This is a genomic window from Nocardioides aurantiacus (genome assembly GCF_003752505.1).
GTDB lineage: Bacteria > Actinomycetota > Actinomycetes > Propionibacteriales > Nocardioidaceae > Marmoricola > Marmoricola aurantiacus.
In genome coordinates, this window is sequence record NZ_RKHO01000001.1 from 2,718,855 (window position 1) to 2,732,273 (window position 13,419).

At 69.9% G+C, this 13,419-nt stretch carries 15 protein-coding genes and 1 tRNA gene; 8 read left to right on the forward strand and 8 right to left on the reverse strand.

Annotation, left to right across the window (positions count from 1 at the left end):
• Window positions 1–190: 190 nt before the first annotated feature.
• The 3 genes from EDD33_RS13150 to EDD33_RS13160 all read right to left on the reverse strand — a co-directional run bounded on the left by EDD33_RS13150 (window position 191) and on the right by EDD33_RS13160 (window position 2,773).
• Complete coding sequence (locus EDD33_RS13150; RefSeq protein ID WP_123391407.1) at window positions 191–862, reverse strand: hypothetical protein; 672 nt, start codon at window positions 860–862, stop codon at window positions 191–193.
• Window positions 859–1,875 carry a PRC and DUF2382 domain-containing protein gene (locus tag EDD33_RS13155; RefSeq protein ID WP_123391408.1) on the reverse strand — a complete coding sequence of 339 codons (1,017 nt, stop codon included), beginning with the start codon at window positions 1,873–1,875 and terminating at the stop codon, window positions 859–861. Before EDD33_RS13155 ends, EDD33_RS13150 begins: the two co-directional genes overlap by 4 nt.
• Before the next feature lie 61 nt (window positions 1,876–1,936).
• Window positions 1,937–2,773 carry a mechanosensitive ion channel family protein gene (locus EDD33_RS13160; protein WP_123391409.1) on the reverse strand — a complete coding sequence of 279 codons (837 nt, stop codon included), beginning with the start codon at window positions 2,771–2,773 and terminating at the stop codon, window positions 1,937–1,939.
• A gap of 274 nt (window positions 2,774–3,047) precedes the next feature.
• Here EDD33_RS13160 and EDD33_RS13165 point away from each other — a divergent pair, with 274 nt between their 5' ends.
• The 3 genes from EDD33_RS13165 (at window position 3,048) to EDD33_RS13175 (ending at window position 5,103) form a co-directional block, all read left to right on the forward strand.
• Window positions 3,048–4,631: a phytoene desaturase family protein gene (locus EDD33_RS13165; protein WP_123391411.1), complete on the forward strand. Its 1,584-nt coding sequence runs from the start codon at window positions 3,048–3,050 to the stop codon at window positions 4,629–4,631.
• Window positions 4,632–4,670: 39 nt separating this feature from the next.
• The gene (locus EDD33_RS13170) at window positions 4,671–4,967 is read left to right on the forward strand and encodes a putative quinol monooxygenase (protein WP_123391412.1); all 297 of its coding nucleotides are present in this window, start codon (window positions 4,671–4,673) and stop codon (window positions 4,965–4,967) included.
• A gap of 63 nt (window positions 4,968–5,030) precedes the next feature.
• Window positions 5,031–5,103: transfer RNA gene (locus tag EDD33_RS13175), tRNA-Lys, on the forward strand.
• A 12-nt stretch (window positions 5,104–5,115) separates the two neighbouring features.
• On the opposite strand, the gene EDD33_RS13180 is transcribed toward EDD33_RS13175, so the two are convergent.
• Together EDD33_RS13180 and EDD33_RS13185 are read right to left on the reverse strand one after the other, a co-directional pair.
• Entirely contained in the window at window positions 5,116–6,120 is a 1,005-nt protein-coding gene (locus tag EDD33_RS13180) for a tyrosine-type recombinase/integrase (RefSeq protein WP_246003507.1), read from the reverse strand.
• Window positions 6,121–6,348: 228 nt separating this feature from the next.
• Window positions 6,349–6,552, reverse strand: a complete 204-nt coding sequence (locus EDD33_RS13185) for a helix-turn-helix transcriptional regulator (protein WP_123393408.1) — start codon at window positions 6,550–6,552, stop codon at window positions 6,349–6,351.
• A 275-nt stretch (window positions 6,553–6,827) separates the two neighbouring features.
• Here EDD33_RS13185 and EDD33_RS13190 point away from each other — a divergent pair, with 275 nt between their 5' ends.
• The 5 genes from EDD33_RS13190 (at window position 6,828) to EDD33_RS13210 (ending at window position 10,339) form a co-directional block, all read left to right on the forward strand.
• On the forward strand, window positions 6,828–7,208 hold the full coding sequence (locus EDD33_RS13190) for an ArsR/SmtB family transcription factor (RefSeq protein ID WP_211332705.1): 381 nt from the start codon (window positions 6,828–6,830) through the stop codon (window positions 7,206–7,208).
• Complete coding sequence (locus EDD33_RS13195) at window positions 7,205–8,008, forward strand: cation diffusion facilitator family transporter (RefSeq protein ID WP_342773619.1); 804 nt, start codon at window positions 7,205–7,207, stop codon at window positions 8,006–8,008. Before EDD33_RS13190 ends, EDD33_RS13195 begins: the two co-directional genes overlap by 4 nt.
• Window positions 7,992–8,951, forward strand: coding sequence for a cation diffusion facilitator family transporter (locus EDD33_RS13200; protein ID WP_425463851.1), 960 nt, complete (start codon window positions 7,992–7,994; stop codon window positions 8,949–8,951). Before EDD33_RS13195 ends, EDD33_RS13200 begins: the two co-directional genes overlap by 17 nt.
• Before the next feature lie 61 nt (window positions 8,952–9,012).
• Complete coding sequence (locus EDD33_RS13205) at window positions 9,013–9,684, forward strand: DsbA family protein (RefSeq protein WP_123391417.1); 672 nt, start codon at window positions 9,013–9,015, stop codon at window positions 9,682–9,684.
• Complete coding sequence (locus EDD33_RS13210) at window positions 9,665–10,339, forward strand: vitamin K epoxide reductase family protein (protein ID WP_123391418.1); 675 nt, start codon at window positions 9,665–9,667, stop codon at window positions 10,337–10,339. The genes EDD33_RS13205 and EDD33_RS13210 overlap by 20 nt, the downstream gene beginning before the upstream one ends.
• Window positions 10,340–10,430: 91 nt before the next feature.
• On the opposite strand, the gene EDD33_RS13215 is transcribed toward EDD33_RS13210, so the two are convergent.
• From EDD33_RS13215 to EDD33_RS13225, 3 genes are read right to left on the reverse strand one after another with little or no spacing between them, the layout of a single operon-like run.
• A complete protein-coding gene (locus EDD33_RS13215) occupies window positions 10,431–11,795 on the reverse strand; it encodes a replication initiator (protein ID WP_342773620.1) in 1,365 nt (454 codons plus the stop codon).
• Window positions 11,792–13,159 carry an FtsK/SpoIIIE domain-containing protein gene (locus tag EDD33_RS13220; RefSeq protein WP_123391420.1) on the reverse strand — a complete coding sequence of 456 codons (1,368 nt, stop codon included), beginning with the start codon at window positions 13,157–13,159 and terminating at the stop codon, window positions 11,792–11,794. The genes EDD33_RS13215 and EDD33_RS13220 overlap by 4 nt, the downstream gene beginning before the upstream one ends.
• On the reverse strand, window positions 13,156–13,416 hold the full coding sequence (locus tag EDD33_RS13225) for a hypothetical protein (RefSeq protein WP_148077085.1): 261 nt from the start codon (window positions 13,414–13,416) through the stop codon (window positions 13,156–13,158). The genes EDD33_RS13220 and EDD33_RS13225 overlap by 4 nt, the downstream gene beginning before the upstream one ends.
• Window positions 13,417–13,419: the final 3 nt, after the last annotated feature.

A 13,419-nucleotide genomic window follows, 5' to 3' on the forward strand; every position in this document is an offset into this window, starting at 1 on the left:
GTACCCCCTGACGAGTCCTACCCTGCCACTACCTGCCCTTAAAGCGCAAGGCCCTGCCACCTTAGTTTGCATAACCGCAGGTCAGAAAGGCACGAGTAACGGATTCAAGTCCCGTTACTCACCCCAGAAGCACGAGAGCCGCAGACCCGGGTGGGTCTGCGGCTCTCGTGCTGTCAGGTCGTACGCCGGGTCAGCGACCCAGCCCGGTCCGGTCGACCTTGCGGTGGAACCGCATGCCGGCCAGGCCGCCGACGATCGCGCCCAGCAGCGTGGCGAGGAGCACCGCGACCAGGGCGATGATCCCGCCGGTGGTGAGGTCGCCCTCGCTGACGGGGATGCGCGGGAAGCTGTTGAGCTGCGACAGCACGTTGTACTTGCTGCCGAAGACCGCTCCCAGCACGGCCACGACGATCGCGATCACGATCGCCCAGACCCACACGGCGATGCCCTGCTTGATGCCGTCGAAGCGCGCCATGCGAGCAGCGACGTAGCCGCCGCAGTAGTACGCCAGGAACAGGATCACCAGCAGCACGATGCCGCTGACGATGCCGATGGTGTCCGCCGAGGACTTCGCGCTGCTCGCGCTCGTCGTGCCGGTGGACAGCCCGACGGCCGCACCGGCCGCCGTGGCGATCGCCGTGAGCAGGACGCCCACGCCGACGGCGGTCAGGAAGCCGAAGAAGGCCGACCCGATCTTGATGCCGCCGTGCTCGGCACGCTCGCGCGCCACGACCTCCTTGCGGTCGGGGGTGACGACGTCGCGGTCCCGCGAGCGGTCGGGGTGACCCGGGTCGCGGTCGGCGTCGAGGGTGTGGGCCCCGTCGTCGTCGCGGCCGGAGGTGGTGCGGTGGGAGTCCCTCATCGACGGTCCTCGCCCTCGCCCGTGGTGCCGCGCGTGCCGGCGGCGTCGGTGTCGATCTGCTCCTTGCGGACCTGCTCGTCGACGGTCTGGTCCTCGGTCACCGTCTCCTTGCCGAGGCGCACGCGCTCGACGGGGACGGTCTCCTTGTCGACGACGACGCGCTCCTGCTTCAGCTCGACCTCGTGCTCCTCCTCGGTGATGCCACCACCGGAGACGGCGTCGCCGCGGTTGGCGTCGGTGATCGGCTCGCGCTCGACCCGCACCTCCTCGTGGCTCACGGGCACGGTCTGGGTGACGTTCTCGGTCACGACGTACTTGCGCAGCCGCGCCTTGCCGGCGGACTCGGTCTGCTTGCCGACCTGGACGCGCTCCTCGGAGCGGGTCATGGCGTCGTCGGTGTTCGGACCGGAGGTGTCGTGGCCGGCACCGCGGGTGTCGTCACGGATGCCGTCGTGGTCACGGATGCCGTCGTGGTCACGGATGCCGTCGTGGTCACGGATGCCGTCGTGGTCACGGACCCCGTCGTGGTCACGGACGCCGTCGCGGTCGCCGTCGTGGTCGCGGCCCACGGCGCCGCCCGCGACACCGGCGGCGGTGCCGGTCGTACGGGTGGTGTCGGTGTCGTGACGGGTGTCGTGACCGGTGTCGCGACCCGTGGTGCGACCGGTGGTGGTGCCGGAGTCGTCGCCGACGCTGGAGACGCCGTAGTAGGTGAAGAGCTCCTGCTCCTGCTCCACGTCGAGGTGGCCGTTCTCGTCGTCGACGCGGGGGGCGTCCTTGACCTTGTCCTTGTCGTGGGGCACGACGATGTCGTCACCCTGGACCTCGGCGCCCGACAGCGGCACGAAGCTCTCGGCGCCGCCGAAGAGACCGGTCTTGACGGTGACCCACTCGGGGCGGCCCGACTCGTCGTCGAGGAAGACCTGCGAGATGGACCCGATCTTCGAGCCGTCCCGGCTGGTCACGTTGCCCTTGTTCTTCAGCAGGTTCTGGGCCTGGTCGGTGCTGATCATGTGGTTCTCCCTGGTGGTGGTGCGGATGGATGGGTGGTGCGGGTGGTGCGGGTGGTGCGGGTCAGTACCGGGGACGCCCGTCGGCGTCGTCGGCGGGACCGTCGTACGGCTCGGAGTAGGTCTCGGTGGGTGCAGCGTCGACGAAGCCCGTGGAGGACCCGCCGTTCGTGCCGCGGTCGGAGACCTGGTCGCGGGCCCGCTGGGCCTGCTCACGCACGCTCGGGGCGGACGCGGCGTGCTCGCGCAGGCGGGGCGCCTCGGCCTCGGCGTTGCTGAGGTAGCGCTCCCACCGGTGCTGCATCGGCTTGATGAGCCCGCCGCCCGCACCGACGATGATCACGCCGGCGACGGTCGCGAGGATGGCGACGAGGACCGGGGTGGTGACCGTGGTGGCGACGCCGACCTGGTCGAGCGCGGCGATGACGCCGAGGAACAGGATGAAGACGCTCGCGGCGTTGGCGAGGAACGTGCCGTAGGACAGCCCGCCGAGCGTGTTCTGGATGAGGCCCTTGACCGCGGCGGCGACCGCAGCGGCGACCACGACGATCACGATGGCGACCACGAGGCTGGGCAGGAAGGTGATGATCTGCGTCAGCAGGTCGGAGATCGGGTTGGGGCCGAAGACGCCGAACGCCATCTGGAGCACGAACAGCACCAGGGCGTAGTAGACGATCTTGGCGACGATGTCGCTGGCGTCCAGCGAGGACTGGGCCAGCGCGCGCTTCACGCCGCCCCGCTCGACGGCGCGGTCGAAGCCGACCTTCTCGAGCAGGCCGGAGAGGGCCTTGCTGATCAGCTTGGCCACGATCAGGCCGATGACCAGGATCAGCAGGAAGGCGACGAGCTTGGGGACGAACTCGGCGATCGTGCTGAGTCCGTCGTTGAGTGCGGTCTTCATGGATCTCCTTGCGGGGGTGCGACCTGCCCGGGGGCAGGACGACGCGACCTACCGGCACGGTCTGTGCGCGACAGGTTGACCCGGGGCCGGCGGGCGACCGGCGCAGCGGGATCGAGGGGGTGTGAAGGACTCGCCAGGCCCGTGACCTGCGGCTCGTGCGAGTTGGTGCTCCCCCCGGTGCCCGACGGCGTACGACGTAAACCTGGGGTCACCTGGGATTCGAGACTCGGTGTCCCACCCAGGGATCCCCTCCCTCGCCGGTAGGTTGCCGACCATGGGAGCGCAGCGATCGACGTACGACGTGGTGGTGGTCGGGGGCGGGCACAACGGACTGACCGCCGCGGCCTACCTGGCCGGCGAGGGCCTCTCGGTCCTGGTCCTCGAGCGGCTGGGCCACACCGGCGGGGCGGCGGTGAGCGCGCAGGCGTTCCCCGGCCTCGGCGCCCGGCTCTCGCGCTACTCCTACCTGGTCTCGCTGATGCCCGAGCAGGTGGCGCGCGACCTCGACCTGCCGCTGGAGCTGCGCTCGCGCCGCACCGCGTCGTACTCCCCCACGGTGCGCGGCGGCCGCCCCGTGGGCCTCTTTGTCGAGCACGAGGAGGGCGAGGCGACGCGACGCTCGTTCGCCGAGCTGACCGGCGGCGAGGAGGAGTACGCCGCGTGGCAGCGCTTCTACCGCGAGGTGGGCGACCTCGCCCGCGTCGTCGCCCCGACCCTCACCGAGCCGCTGCCGACCGCGCGCGCGCTCCGCGAGCAGGTGGACCCCGCAGTCTGGGACGACATCGTCGCCCGGCCGCTGGGCGAGGCGATCGAGCAGCGCTTCGCCGACGACCTGGTGCGCGGGGTCGTGGCCACCGACGCCCTCATCGGGACCTTCGCCTCGCTCAGCGACCCGTCGCTGGTGCAGAACCGGTGCTTCCTCTACCACCTGATCGGCAACGGCACCGGCGAGTGGAAGGTGCCGGTCGGCGGGATGGGCGCGGTCACCACCGCCCTGGCCCGCACGGCGACCGCACGGGGCGCCGAGATCCTGACCAGCGCCGGCGTCAGCGCGATCCGTCCCGGCACCGAGGGCGCCGCTTCCGAGGTGGTCTTCCACGACGGCGAGCGTGAGCACGTCGTGACCGCCGGCCGGGTGCTGGCGAACGTGGCGCCGTGGGTGCTGCGCATCCTGCTCGGCGAGGAGGACACCTCCGGTGACAAGCCCTCGGGCGCGCAGCTGAAGATCAACTTCCTGCTCTCCCGGCTCCCCCGGCTGCGCACCGGCCACGACGCCGTCGAGGCGTTCGCCGGCACGCTGCACGTCGCGGAGGAGTACTCCGCCCTCGAGCGCTCCTGGGCCGAGGCAGCCGCCGGCGAGGTGCCGTCCTCTCCCCCGGGCGAGTTCTACTGCCACTCGCTCACCGACCCCTCGATCCTCGGCGAGGACCTCGCCGGCCGGGGCGTCCACACGCTCACCTACTTCGGGCTGCACATGCCGACGCCGCTGTTCGAGACCGACCGGGCGGCCGCACGCGAGGAGGCCGTACGCCGCGCGATCGCCGCGGTCGACGTGCACCTGGACGAGCCGCTGATGGACTGCGTGCTGCGCGGGCCCGACGGGCAGCCGTGCCTGGAGGCGAAGGTGCCGCAGGACGTCGAGGACGACCTGGCCATGCCCGGCGGCCACATCTTCCACGGCGACCTGGAGTGGCCCTGGGCCCCCGACCGCGCCGCGCTCGACACCCCCGCCCAGCGCTGGGGCGTGGCCACCGAGCACGACGCGGTGCTGCTGTGCGGCTCCGGTGCACGCCGCGGCGGAGCGGTCAGCGGGCTCGGCGGCCACAACGCCGCCCGGGCGGTGCTCGAGGAGCGCTAGGTTGAGGCTCCCCTCACCCCCCTCACTCCGGGAGCACCCATGAGCGTCCACGTCGTCGCCGTCATCACCGCCCGGCCCGGAGCCGAGGACGCGGTCCGCGCCGCGCTCGAGGCGCTCGTGCCCCCGACCCGCGCCGAGGCCGGGTGCCTGGCCTACGAGCTGTCGGAGTCGCTGGCCAGCCCCGGCACCTTCGTCACCGTCGAGGAGTGGAGCGACCCCTCCGACCTCGACACCCACCTCGCCACCGACCACGTCCAGGCCGCCCTGGGTGCCGTCGGCGAGCAGCTGGCCGCCCCTCCCGCCATCCACCCGCTGCGCCCGATCCCGGTCGGCTGAGCACCGGGGACCACCCGTTTTGCTGGGCGGCCCCCCGGGTTGGTAACGTTCCTCTCGCTTCACGCGCCAGTAGCTCAATTGGCAGAGCAGCTGACTCTTAATCAGCGGGTTCGGGGTTCAAGTCCCTGCTGGCGCACAAAGACCAAGGTCAGGTCCCTCCGGGGACCTGGCCTTCGTCGTTCCCCATTGTTTTGCCATTACTTACGCCCAGCGGAGCGATGTCCCGTAACCCGGCCTCCAGCGCGAGGGCCGCCGGGGATCCCACCGATCGCCGCGCCAGGTAGACGTCCTGGGTCATCGAGATGCGGCTGTGGCCGAGGTGGTCTGCGATCAACCGGGCCGAGAGCGCCGCCTCGTCGAGGATGGTTGCGGCCGTCTTGCGGAACGTGTGCGAGGTGACCCAGGGCATCCCGGCGGCTTCCCGCGCCTCGCGCAGCTCGCGACGGACGTTGGCAGGATCGCGGAAGCCACCGAAGATGTCAGGAAACAGCGGCTGGTCCAGGCGAGCCCCGGTCATGAACCGCCGCTGCAGCACGGCTACTGCCGAAGGCGGCAGGTCGAGCAGCCGCTCCCCCGCGCTGGTCTTGGTGCCCTTGCGGAGCAATCCCTCGCCGCGTACCCGGACCAGGGTGCTCGTCACATGGACCGTGCCCGCCTGCAAGTCGACGTCGGACCACACCGTGGCCAGCGCCTCGCCGATGCGCACCCCGGTGGCGAGCATGAAGAACACCAGCTCAGGCAGGTCTCGACGGCGGGCTTTGGCATCATCGACCAGCCACGTCAGCAGCTGCACGCGCTCCTGCTCCCCCAGCGCTCGAGGCTGGCGGCGCGCCCCGCTTTCCACACGCTCGACCTCGCGTACCGGGTTGGCGACCACGGCCCCATGGCGGACGGCCTGACCCATGACGCCCGAGATGACCGACCGAGCCGTCTTGGCCGTGGCCGGACTGATGTTCGTCTTGATGCCAAAGATCACCTTGTCAGCCAGCGGGGTGGTGATCTCGCCCAGACGAACCTCGCCCATCGCCGGCAGCACGTGGAGCCTCAGCTGCCGGCGGTAAATCTCGACGGTGGAGGGAGACCTGCGACCGTCGGCCACCATCGACTCGACCTTCTCGAGCCAGAGGTCGGCCGCCTCAGCGAAGCGCGACATGCCAGTGAGGTCGCCCCGACGTCCCGCTTGCGAGCGCTGCTGCAGCTTGGTGCGAAGCGCCTGAGACGCCTGGGTGGACGTCCTACCGCTGGCTTCGACCAGACGAGTCACTCCGTCGAAGTCTCGGTAGTACGCCCGCGCGCGGAACCGATTGGTGCCCTTCCCTCCGACGGGCTCCGTCCTGATGAGGCCTGACGACCCCAGTGGCAGCGGTTTCCGGCCCATGACTCACGACGCGCGCGACGACTGCTCGGCAACCCACGCGCGCACCTCCTCCGGTCGGTAGCGCACCTTGTTTCCCAGGCGGTATCCCGGCGGTCCGTAGCCCCGGCTGCGCCAGCCGTACATCGTGGCGACCGCCAGACCGAGGTATGCAGCGGCCTGATTCACGGACCACAACGGCTCGAACCGGCTCGGTGACTCGGTCGGCATGAACAACACCCCTCAACGGCTCGACACCGGGTTACATCACCCGGAAGTCATGGAACCGCTCCGCCTGCGACCATCACACCCCCAGACGAAGACGTCTGGACGCGTCCGTCACAGATCACCAGGAGCATGGGCAGGTCCAGTGTGCCCGCTTGCCGACGTGGCAACAGCCGGACCGAGCGCGGCGGCTGCTCGGGTGCGCAAAGGGTCCGAGACCGAGCCATCGAGCATGTCCACTTGCTCATAGAACGCCGCCTCGATAACATCGCCGCATGTCGATGACAACTACCTCCCGGCAGCAACATGCAATCGGCGAGGCGGCAGCACTGAACCCCGCGGCATGCCTGTTCCACGGCTTCAGCGACCCCCACCGGCTTGCCATTCTCCAGCACCTGAGCCTGGGTGAGCACCGGGTCGTGGACCTGGTCGCTCACCTGGGGCTCGCACAAAGCACCGTGTCGAAGCACCTGGCCTGCTTGAAGGACTGCGGACTCGTGTCGTCCCGGCCGCAGGGTCGGGCGTCGATGTTCTCCCTCAATCACACCGACGCACTCATGGACCTCTTGTCCGCGGCCGAGCGGCTGCTCGCCCTGACCGGGGACGCGGTCACATTGTGCGCCAACCACGGCACCACGTCGCACGGGGACGAGGTCCAGTGACGGCCGCGCAGGTGCGCGCGGCGACGCCACTCACCGCAACGGAACGAGCGCGGCTCGGTCGCCGGGCGCAATTACTCGCCGGGGCGTCGGTGACGTACAACGTCATCGAGGCTGTGGTTGCCATCACCGCCGGCGTGGTCGCTGGTTCCGTCGCCCTGGTCGGGTTCGGTCTGGACTCGATCGTGGAGGTGTCGAGCGGTCTCATCATCCTGTGGCAGTTCCGACACAAGATGCCTGAGACGCGGGAGAAGCAGGCGCTTCGCCTGATGGCATTCTCGTTCTTCGCTCTCGCCGCCTACGTCACGCTCGAGTCAGTCCGGGCGCTACTGGGCGACGGAGAGCCGGACGTGTCCCGGGTCGGCATCGTCCTGGCCGCCGCGTCGCTGGTCATCATGCCGTTCCTCTCGTGGGCACAACGACGGACCGGACGCGCACTGAGCTCCGGCGCGGTCATCGCCGACTCCACCCAGACGCTGCTCTGCACCTACCTGTCGGCAGTCCTCCTTCTCGGACTGGTGCTGAACGCCACCCTGGGCTGGTCCTGGGCTGACCCGATCGCGGGTTTGGTCATCGCCGCTGTCGCGGTCAAGGAGGGCCGTGAGGCGTGGCGCGGAGAAGCGTGCGGCTGCGGTGCCCCGGGCGGGCTCGCTAGCGAGGAGGACGGCTGCGGTTGCGGCGACGGATGCAGCGACTCCTGCTGCGCGCTCCCGTCGTACACGGATGCCCTCGGCTCTGCAACAGCTCACCAGGGTCAGCCGCTGCTGACCACCACCCAGACCCTCGATGGAGAAGACCGATGACCGCTGCCTTGCTGTTGAACGCCTGGATCGTGGCCTGATGGGCGCCGGCCACAGCCACGGTGGCGGGCACGCGAGTGGTCGGCATCGGTGGCGGCTCGCGGTCGCGTTCGGCCTCGTGGCCACGTTCTTCGTGGTCGAGCTGACCTTCGGACTCCTCTCGGGGTCACTGGCGCTGCTCTCTGATGCTGGGCACATGGCGGCCGACGTGGTCGCCCTCGGTGCCGCCCTGGTGGCGACCCGCATCGCGACGCGGAAGGACACGACCGGGCGGCGGACCTACGGCTCGTACCGGGCCGAGGTGTTCGCCTCGGGGCTCACGGTCCTGCTGATGCTCGGCGTGGCTGTGTACGTGGTCATCGAGGCCATCGGGCGTATCGGTGAGACCGTCACGGTCGAGACCGGACCCATGATGATCGTCGGCGGCATCGGCCTGCTGATCAACATCATCTCGATGGTGCTGCTGCGCGGCGGGGCCTCGGAGAGCATCAACGTCAAGGGCGCCTACCTCGAAGTGGTCGCCGACGCTGCCGGGTCCGTCGGCGTCATCGTCGCGGGACTCCTCGTCGTCCTCACCGGCGAGGGCTTCTGGGACACCGTGGTTGCGCTCGCCATCGGCGCGTTCGTCGCCGTCCGCGCCGTCATGCTCGGGCGCGAGGTCCTCGCCATCCTCGGCCAGCACGTCCCCGCCGGGACCGACGTCGACGACGTCACGACCGACCTGTGCGCCATCGATGGCATCGCCAGTGTCCACGATCTGCACATCTGGACCCTCACCTCTGGCATGCACGTCGCCACCGCACACCTGGTCGCGGACTCCGTCGAAGTGGGGCCGTCGGTGTTGAACGAGGCCCGTACGGTCCTCAGCAGAGACCACGGCATCGAGCATGCCACCCTCCAAGTCGAACCCTCAGCACAGCCCGGCTGTGACGCCCTCGACTGGTGAACCTGCCGACGACCCACCGCCGACGAGCAACTGGAGACCTCCGTTGAGCAAGCAAGCCAAGATGTCTGTCGCCATCTTCGCGGCGTTCGCGCTCGTCGTGGTCGGACTTCTGGCCGTGGTCGGCAGCCGCGACACTCCGGCCAAGCCCGCCCCGGCGGCCGGCTCCGCAGAAGGAACCGGCACGGCTCCAGGCGACGGAGGGGCGCAGCTGGTGCGCGCCGACAGCCACGTCCTGGGCGAGAAGGCCGGCACCGGGGTGGAGTTCGTGGAGTTCCTCGACTTCGAGTGCGAGGGGTGTCGTGCCGCCTATCCGGCGGTCGAGCAGCTGCGGGAGGACTACGCCGGGCGGGTGACGTTCGTGGCTCGCTACTTCCCGATGCCGGGCCACTTCAACGCCGAACGTGCCGCCCGCACCGTTGAAGCAGCCGCCCAGCAGGGCCAGTTCGAAGCGATGTACTCGCGCATGTACGAGACCCAGGAGCAGTGGGGCGAGCAGCAGGTGCCGCTCGACGACCTCTTCCGAGGGTTTGCCGAGGACCTCGGCCTCGACATGACCAAGTTCGACCGCGACTACGCCGACCCCGCGACCGCCGCGCGCATCAAGAAGGACCAGGCCGACGGCCTCGCCCTCGGCGTCCAGGGCACACCCACGTTCTTCATCAACGGCCAGCAGATCCAGCCCCGCGACTACACCGACCTCACCGACGCGCTCGATGTCGCCCTCGCCGAGTAGCGCGGCAGACGCGGCTCAGCACACCCGGACAGCCCACGGTCACGCCCCCGACAGGTCGCCCCTACGGGAACCGTTCCCGCGACTCCTGCCGTGGCTCCTCCTCGTCGGAGGCCTGCTCGGTGCCGGCGCAGCGTTCGTCCTCACGGTCGAGAAGATCGCGCTCATCACCGATCCGGAGTTCATCCCCTCCTGCAGCCTCAACCCGGTCCTCAACTGTGGGTCGATCATGAAGACCGACCAGGCCGAACTGCTTGGGTTCCCCAATCCGCTGATCGGGCTCGCCACCTTTCCCGTCCTTGCCGCCACCGGGGCGCTGCTCCTGGCCCGAGTCCGGCTACCGCGCTGGTACTGGCTCGGACTCCAAGCTGGGGCCACGCTTGCCGTGGTGTTCGTCGGCTGGCTCATCTTCCAGAGCCTCTACCGCATCGGCGCCCTCTGCCCGTACTGCATGGTCGTCTGGGCCATCGTCATCCCTGTGTTCTGGTACCTCACCCTGTCCAACCTCGCTACCGGGCGCCTCGGGGTCGCTGGCACCGGCACGCCGATCCGGATGCTCGTCACGAACCACGCCGTCGCACTCACCCTGATCACCACCGTGATCGCCGCCCTGGTCACGCACAGGTTCTGGGACTACTGGTCGTCACTCATCACCTGACTGATGCCTCGCCGCACGTTGGACTCGAGGTGGTTCGGCGGCGTACCAATGCTCCAGACCTCGTCGTGGAGAGGCTGCCGCGTTCGTCGTGCTACGCGGCGACTGGTCCCGCCCTGGGGTGAGGAAGCGACGTCGCAAGTCCACGCCCGACGTAGACGAAGCTCGAGACGACCTCAAATCCCGCAGGCACCGCATCCTCAGCCAACAGACGCACGTCCCAGGCCGACGCGTCCTCGCTGCGTCCACCTCGATGTAGTCGCCGGGCGAGTCGCAACTGACCGAACGTCACGGAATAGGCCCGCGACTTGGTGATCGGGTGTCCCCGGTAGCCCAGCGTGGCGAGGCATCGGCGCATGCGGGCGTAGTCCTCGTGCTCCCGGCTCAGCCTGTAGGCGGTGCGGACGATGTTTACGGCATGAGGACGAGCACCGGCTGCGCGAGCCTGGCCCGGAGTCGCCACCCGGGCGGGGAGCCCGAAGTCCTCGGTGGTCTTGGTCAGGTACTTCGCGAGGTACGCCGCCACCTGCTCCGGGTGGACGACGCGTCCACACCGATCGGAGTCTCTGGCTGCGGTGTCGACGATCGAGCGCAGGTCGACCTGCGTTCCCCAGGCCAGTCGTCTCGTGGCTCCGTCTCGCAGCGGCTCGGAGTCGATCGCCACACGGCTGGCGGCAATGACGACGGCGTGCTCCAGCTCGGCGGTCCCCAGGTGCAGTCCGCACGCCGGGCCGTCGGGGCCCTCGGGGCCGTCGAGACGGATGGGCGCGTGGAGGTGCACGACTCCACGGGCCTGGAACTCGACCACCTTCGAGTACGAGATGCGGCAGGCCTTGCGAAACTCAGCAACCCGGAGATCGACCGCCTTGGCGAGCTCGCGCTGCAGCGCGATGCAGAAACGTCTCCAGAGCTCCGGGGCGTGCCACTGCCACAGCACATGCCCGACGTAGTCGTAGCAGTCCTCGCACAGTGGCTCCCCCAGTTGTCTGTCGTCTCTGGCGTGCCGCCGGGTGCACCACAAGGGCCGGTCGTGCGGGCACCTCGGCCGGTCGCGGCGCGCGCGGCAGGTACCGCCTCCGCGGGCGCCGTGCACCGGACCGAAAGAGGGCGCGGTCAACGTGAGGAAGGTGCAGGGGCGTCTGGCGACATCGGCGGGCACCCCCTTGCCGCCGGCGAGGCCGCACAGCAGCAGGTGCCAGGCGTCGCCCTTGTACTCCCGAGAACAACTCGGGCACAATCGCGCCCGCCGGTCGCCGCACCGCACGTACACCTGACCATCGAGCTCGTTGGCCGAGTCGTAGAGCGTCGTGACCTCCCCGGTGCGGGTGTCGACCAGGTTGCGCTGCCCGCGCAGTCGCACGGGTTGCACACATCCGCGCGCGCGGCGCTCGGCGTCGAGCCGGTATGCCTCGCGGTGCCTTGACGCGACAAGCGCCGCGGGCGGACCCGACCGCGTCATCTCGTCTCCGTTGCACGGCCAGGACGTCGGTTTCGTCCCGCGCTCTCGACGCGCACCGGGAGCACGGACAGCGTCGTCGGCGTCGCGAACTCTGCGGCCGTCTCGCGGATCAGGTCGTCCGACGCGTAGCCGGCCCGCACCTTGACCGGCGGCCCCCCGGACTCCGGCACGACGTAACCCGTGCCGGGCAGTTCGCGTGACAGGCGGTGGCAGTGGGCACCCGCCTGCACTGCTGCCTCACCCAGGACCATGGTCGACTCCGAGTCGTCCTTGAGCCGAAGGCCCACCATCTGCGTGAACAGCCCCCGTGTTGGTACGACGTCCTTGCGCGGGTCCTGCAAGCAGGCCAGCACGACGAACCCGGGCGCCCTCCCCTGCGAGAGCAGGATGCTCAGCGCCACCTCGCCGCGACGTTGGAGCTCCCGATCCGTCGAGTACGCCGTCAGGGCCGCCAGCTCGTCGATGACGACGACGTGAAGTGGCTCGGTCTCGGATGCCTGGTGGCTGCGGACGCGGCCGGCATATTGACGGGTCCTCGCCTGTAGCCAGTCGACCAGCAGCTCGAGCGATGCGACGGCCTCCGCCTGGGATGTCGCGAGCGTCGTGAAGAAGCCGCGACCCATCAGGATCTCCATGCCGCCCTTGAGGTCGATGCCATGCAGCTGGACGCGGCCGTCTCTCACGGCCGGGGCGAGGCCGAAGACGAACGACCACAGGACCGACCCCTTCCCGGACCCGGAGCACCCGGCAACCAGGGTGTGGGGGCCGATGGGGAGGGCCCAGTCGGACCCGTCCCACTGCCGTCCCACGATCACCGCATCGTCCGAACCGTGCGCGGGAACGTTCGCAGCAAAGGGGAGGTCCAGGACGTCAGCGAAGGCCAACGAGATGCGGACGTCGCGGACGCCGTCGGGCTCGATCCGGATCTGCGTGGCTCCCACGCAGGAGCGCAGGGCTTCGGCCCTCTCCTCGAACTCGGTGACGGTCTGGCCGCTCGCCAGCCGTGACCGGATCACCAGCCGTGGCCAGCGGGCCAGGACTCGGAGCAGTGGCCGATCGTTCGTGAGCCCACATGCGTCCAGGGACTCCCCCCAGCATCGTCTGACAGCGCCTGCTCGGCAACGCCCGACGACGGGCCCAGCCGCGCGCCAGTAGCCGAGCGGCCAGCGGAGCATCCAGATCCGCACCGAGATCGCCACGGATGCCGCCAGAGCGACCGTCACGGGCGCGAGAGCCCATGCAATCCACGCCAGGGCAAGAGCAACGACGACGTGGCCGGGGAACCGCCCTGTCAACCGGGTCAGGAGAACCACCCAGAAGCGGGCCTCGGACCACGCCGTCGCTGCCGTCTTGGGGAGGGTCATGCCACGCGGTGCTCGCCGGTCCGGAACCGGCCCACCGTGGCGTCGAGGATGTCGATGCCCTCACCGAGGGTCGACCGAGCGACCCCCAGCACCTCGTGCAGGTCCGGGTCCGGAGCGTCAGCGAGACCACGACACAGTCGAGCCAGCTCGTCGTACGCCCCCTTCAAAGACGCGGACCACCGTGCCAGCTCGGCCACGGCCTCGTCGTCCGACGAGGCGTCGAGGAAGCGGAACCACTCGTGCTGTGAACCGGCCACCAC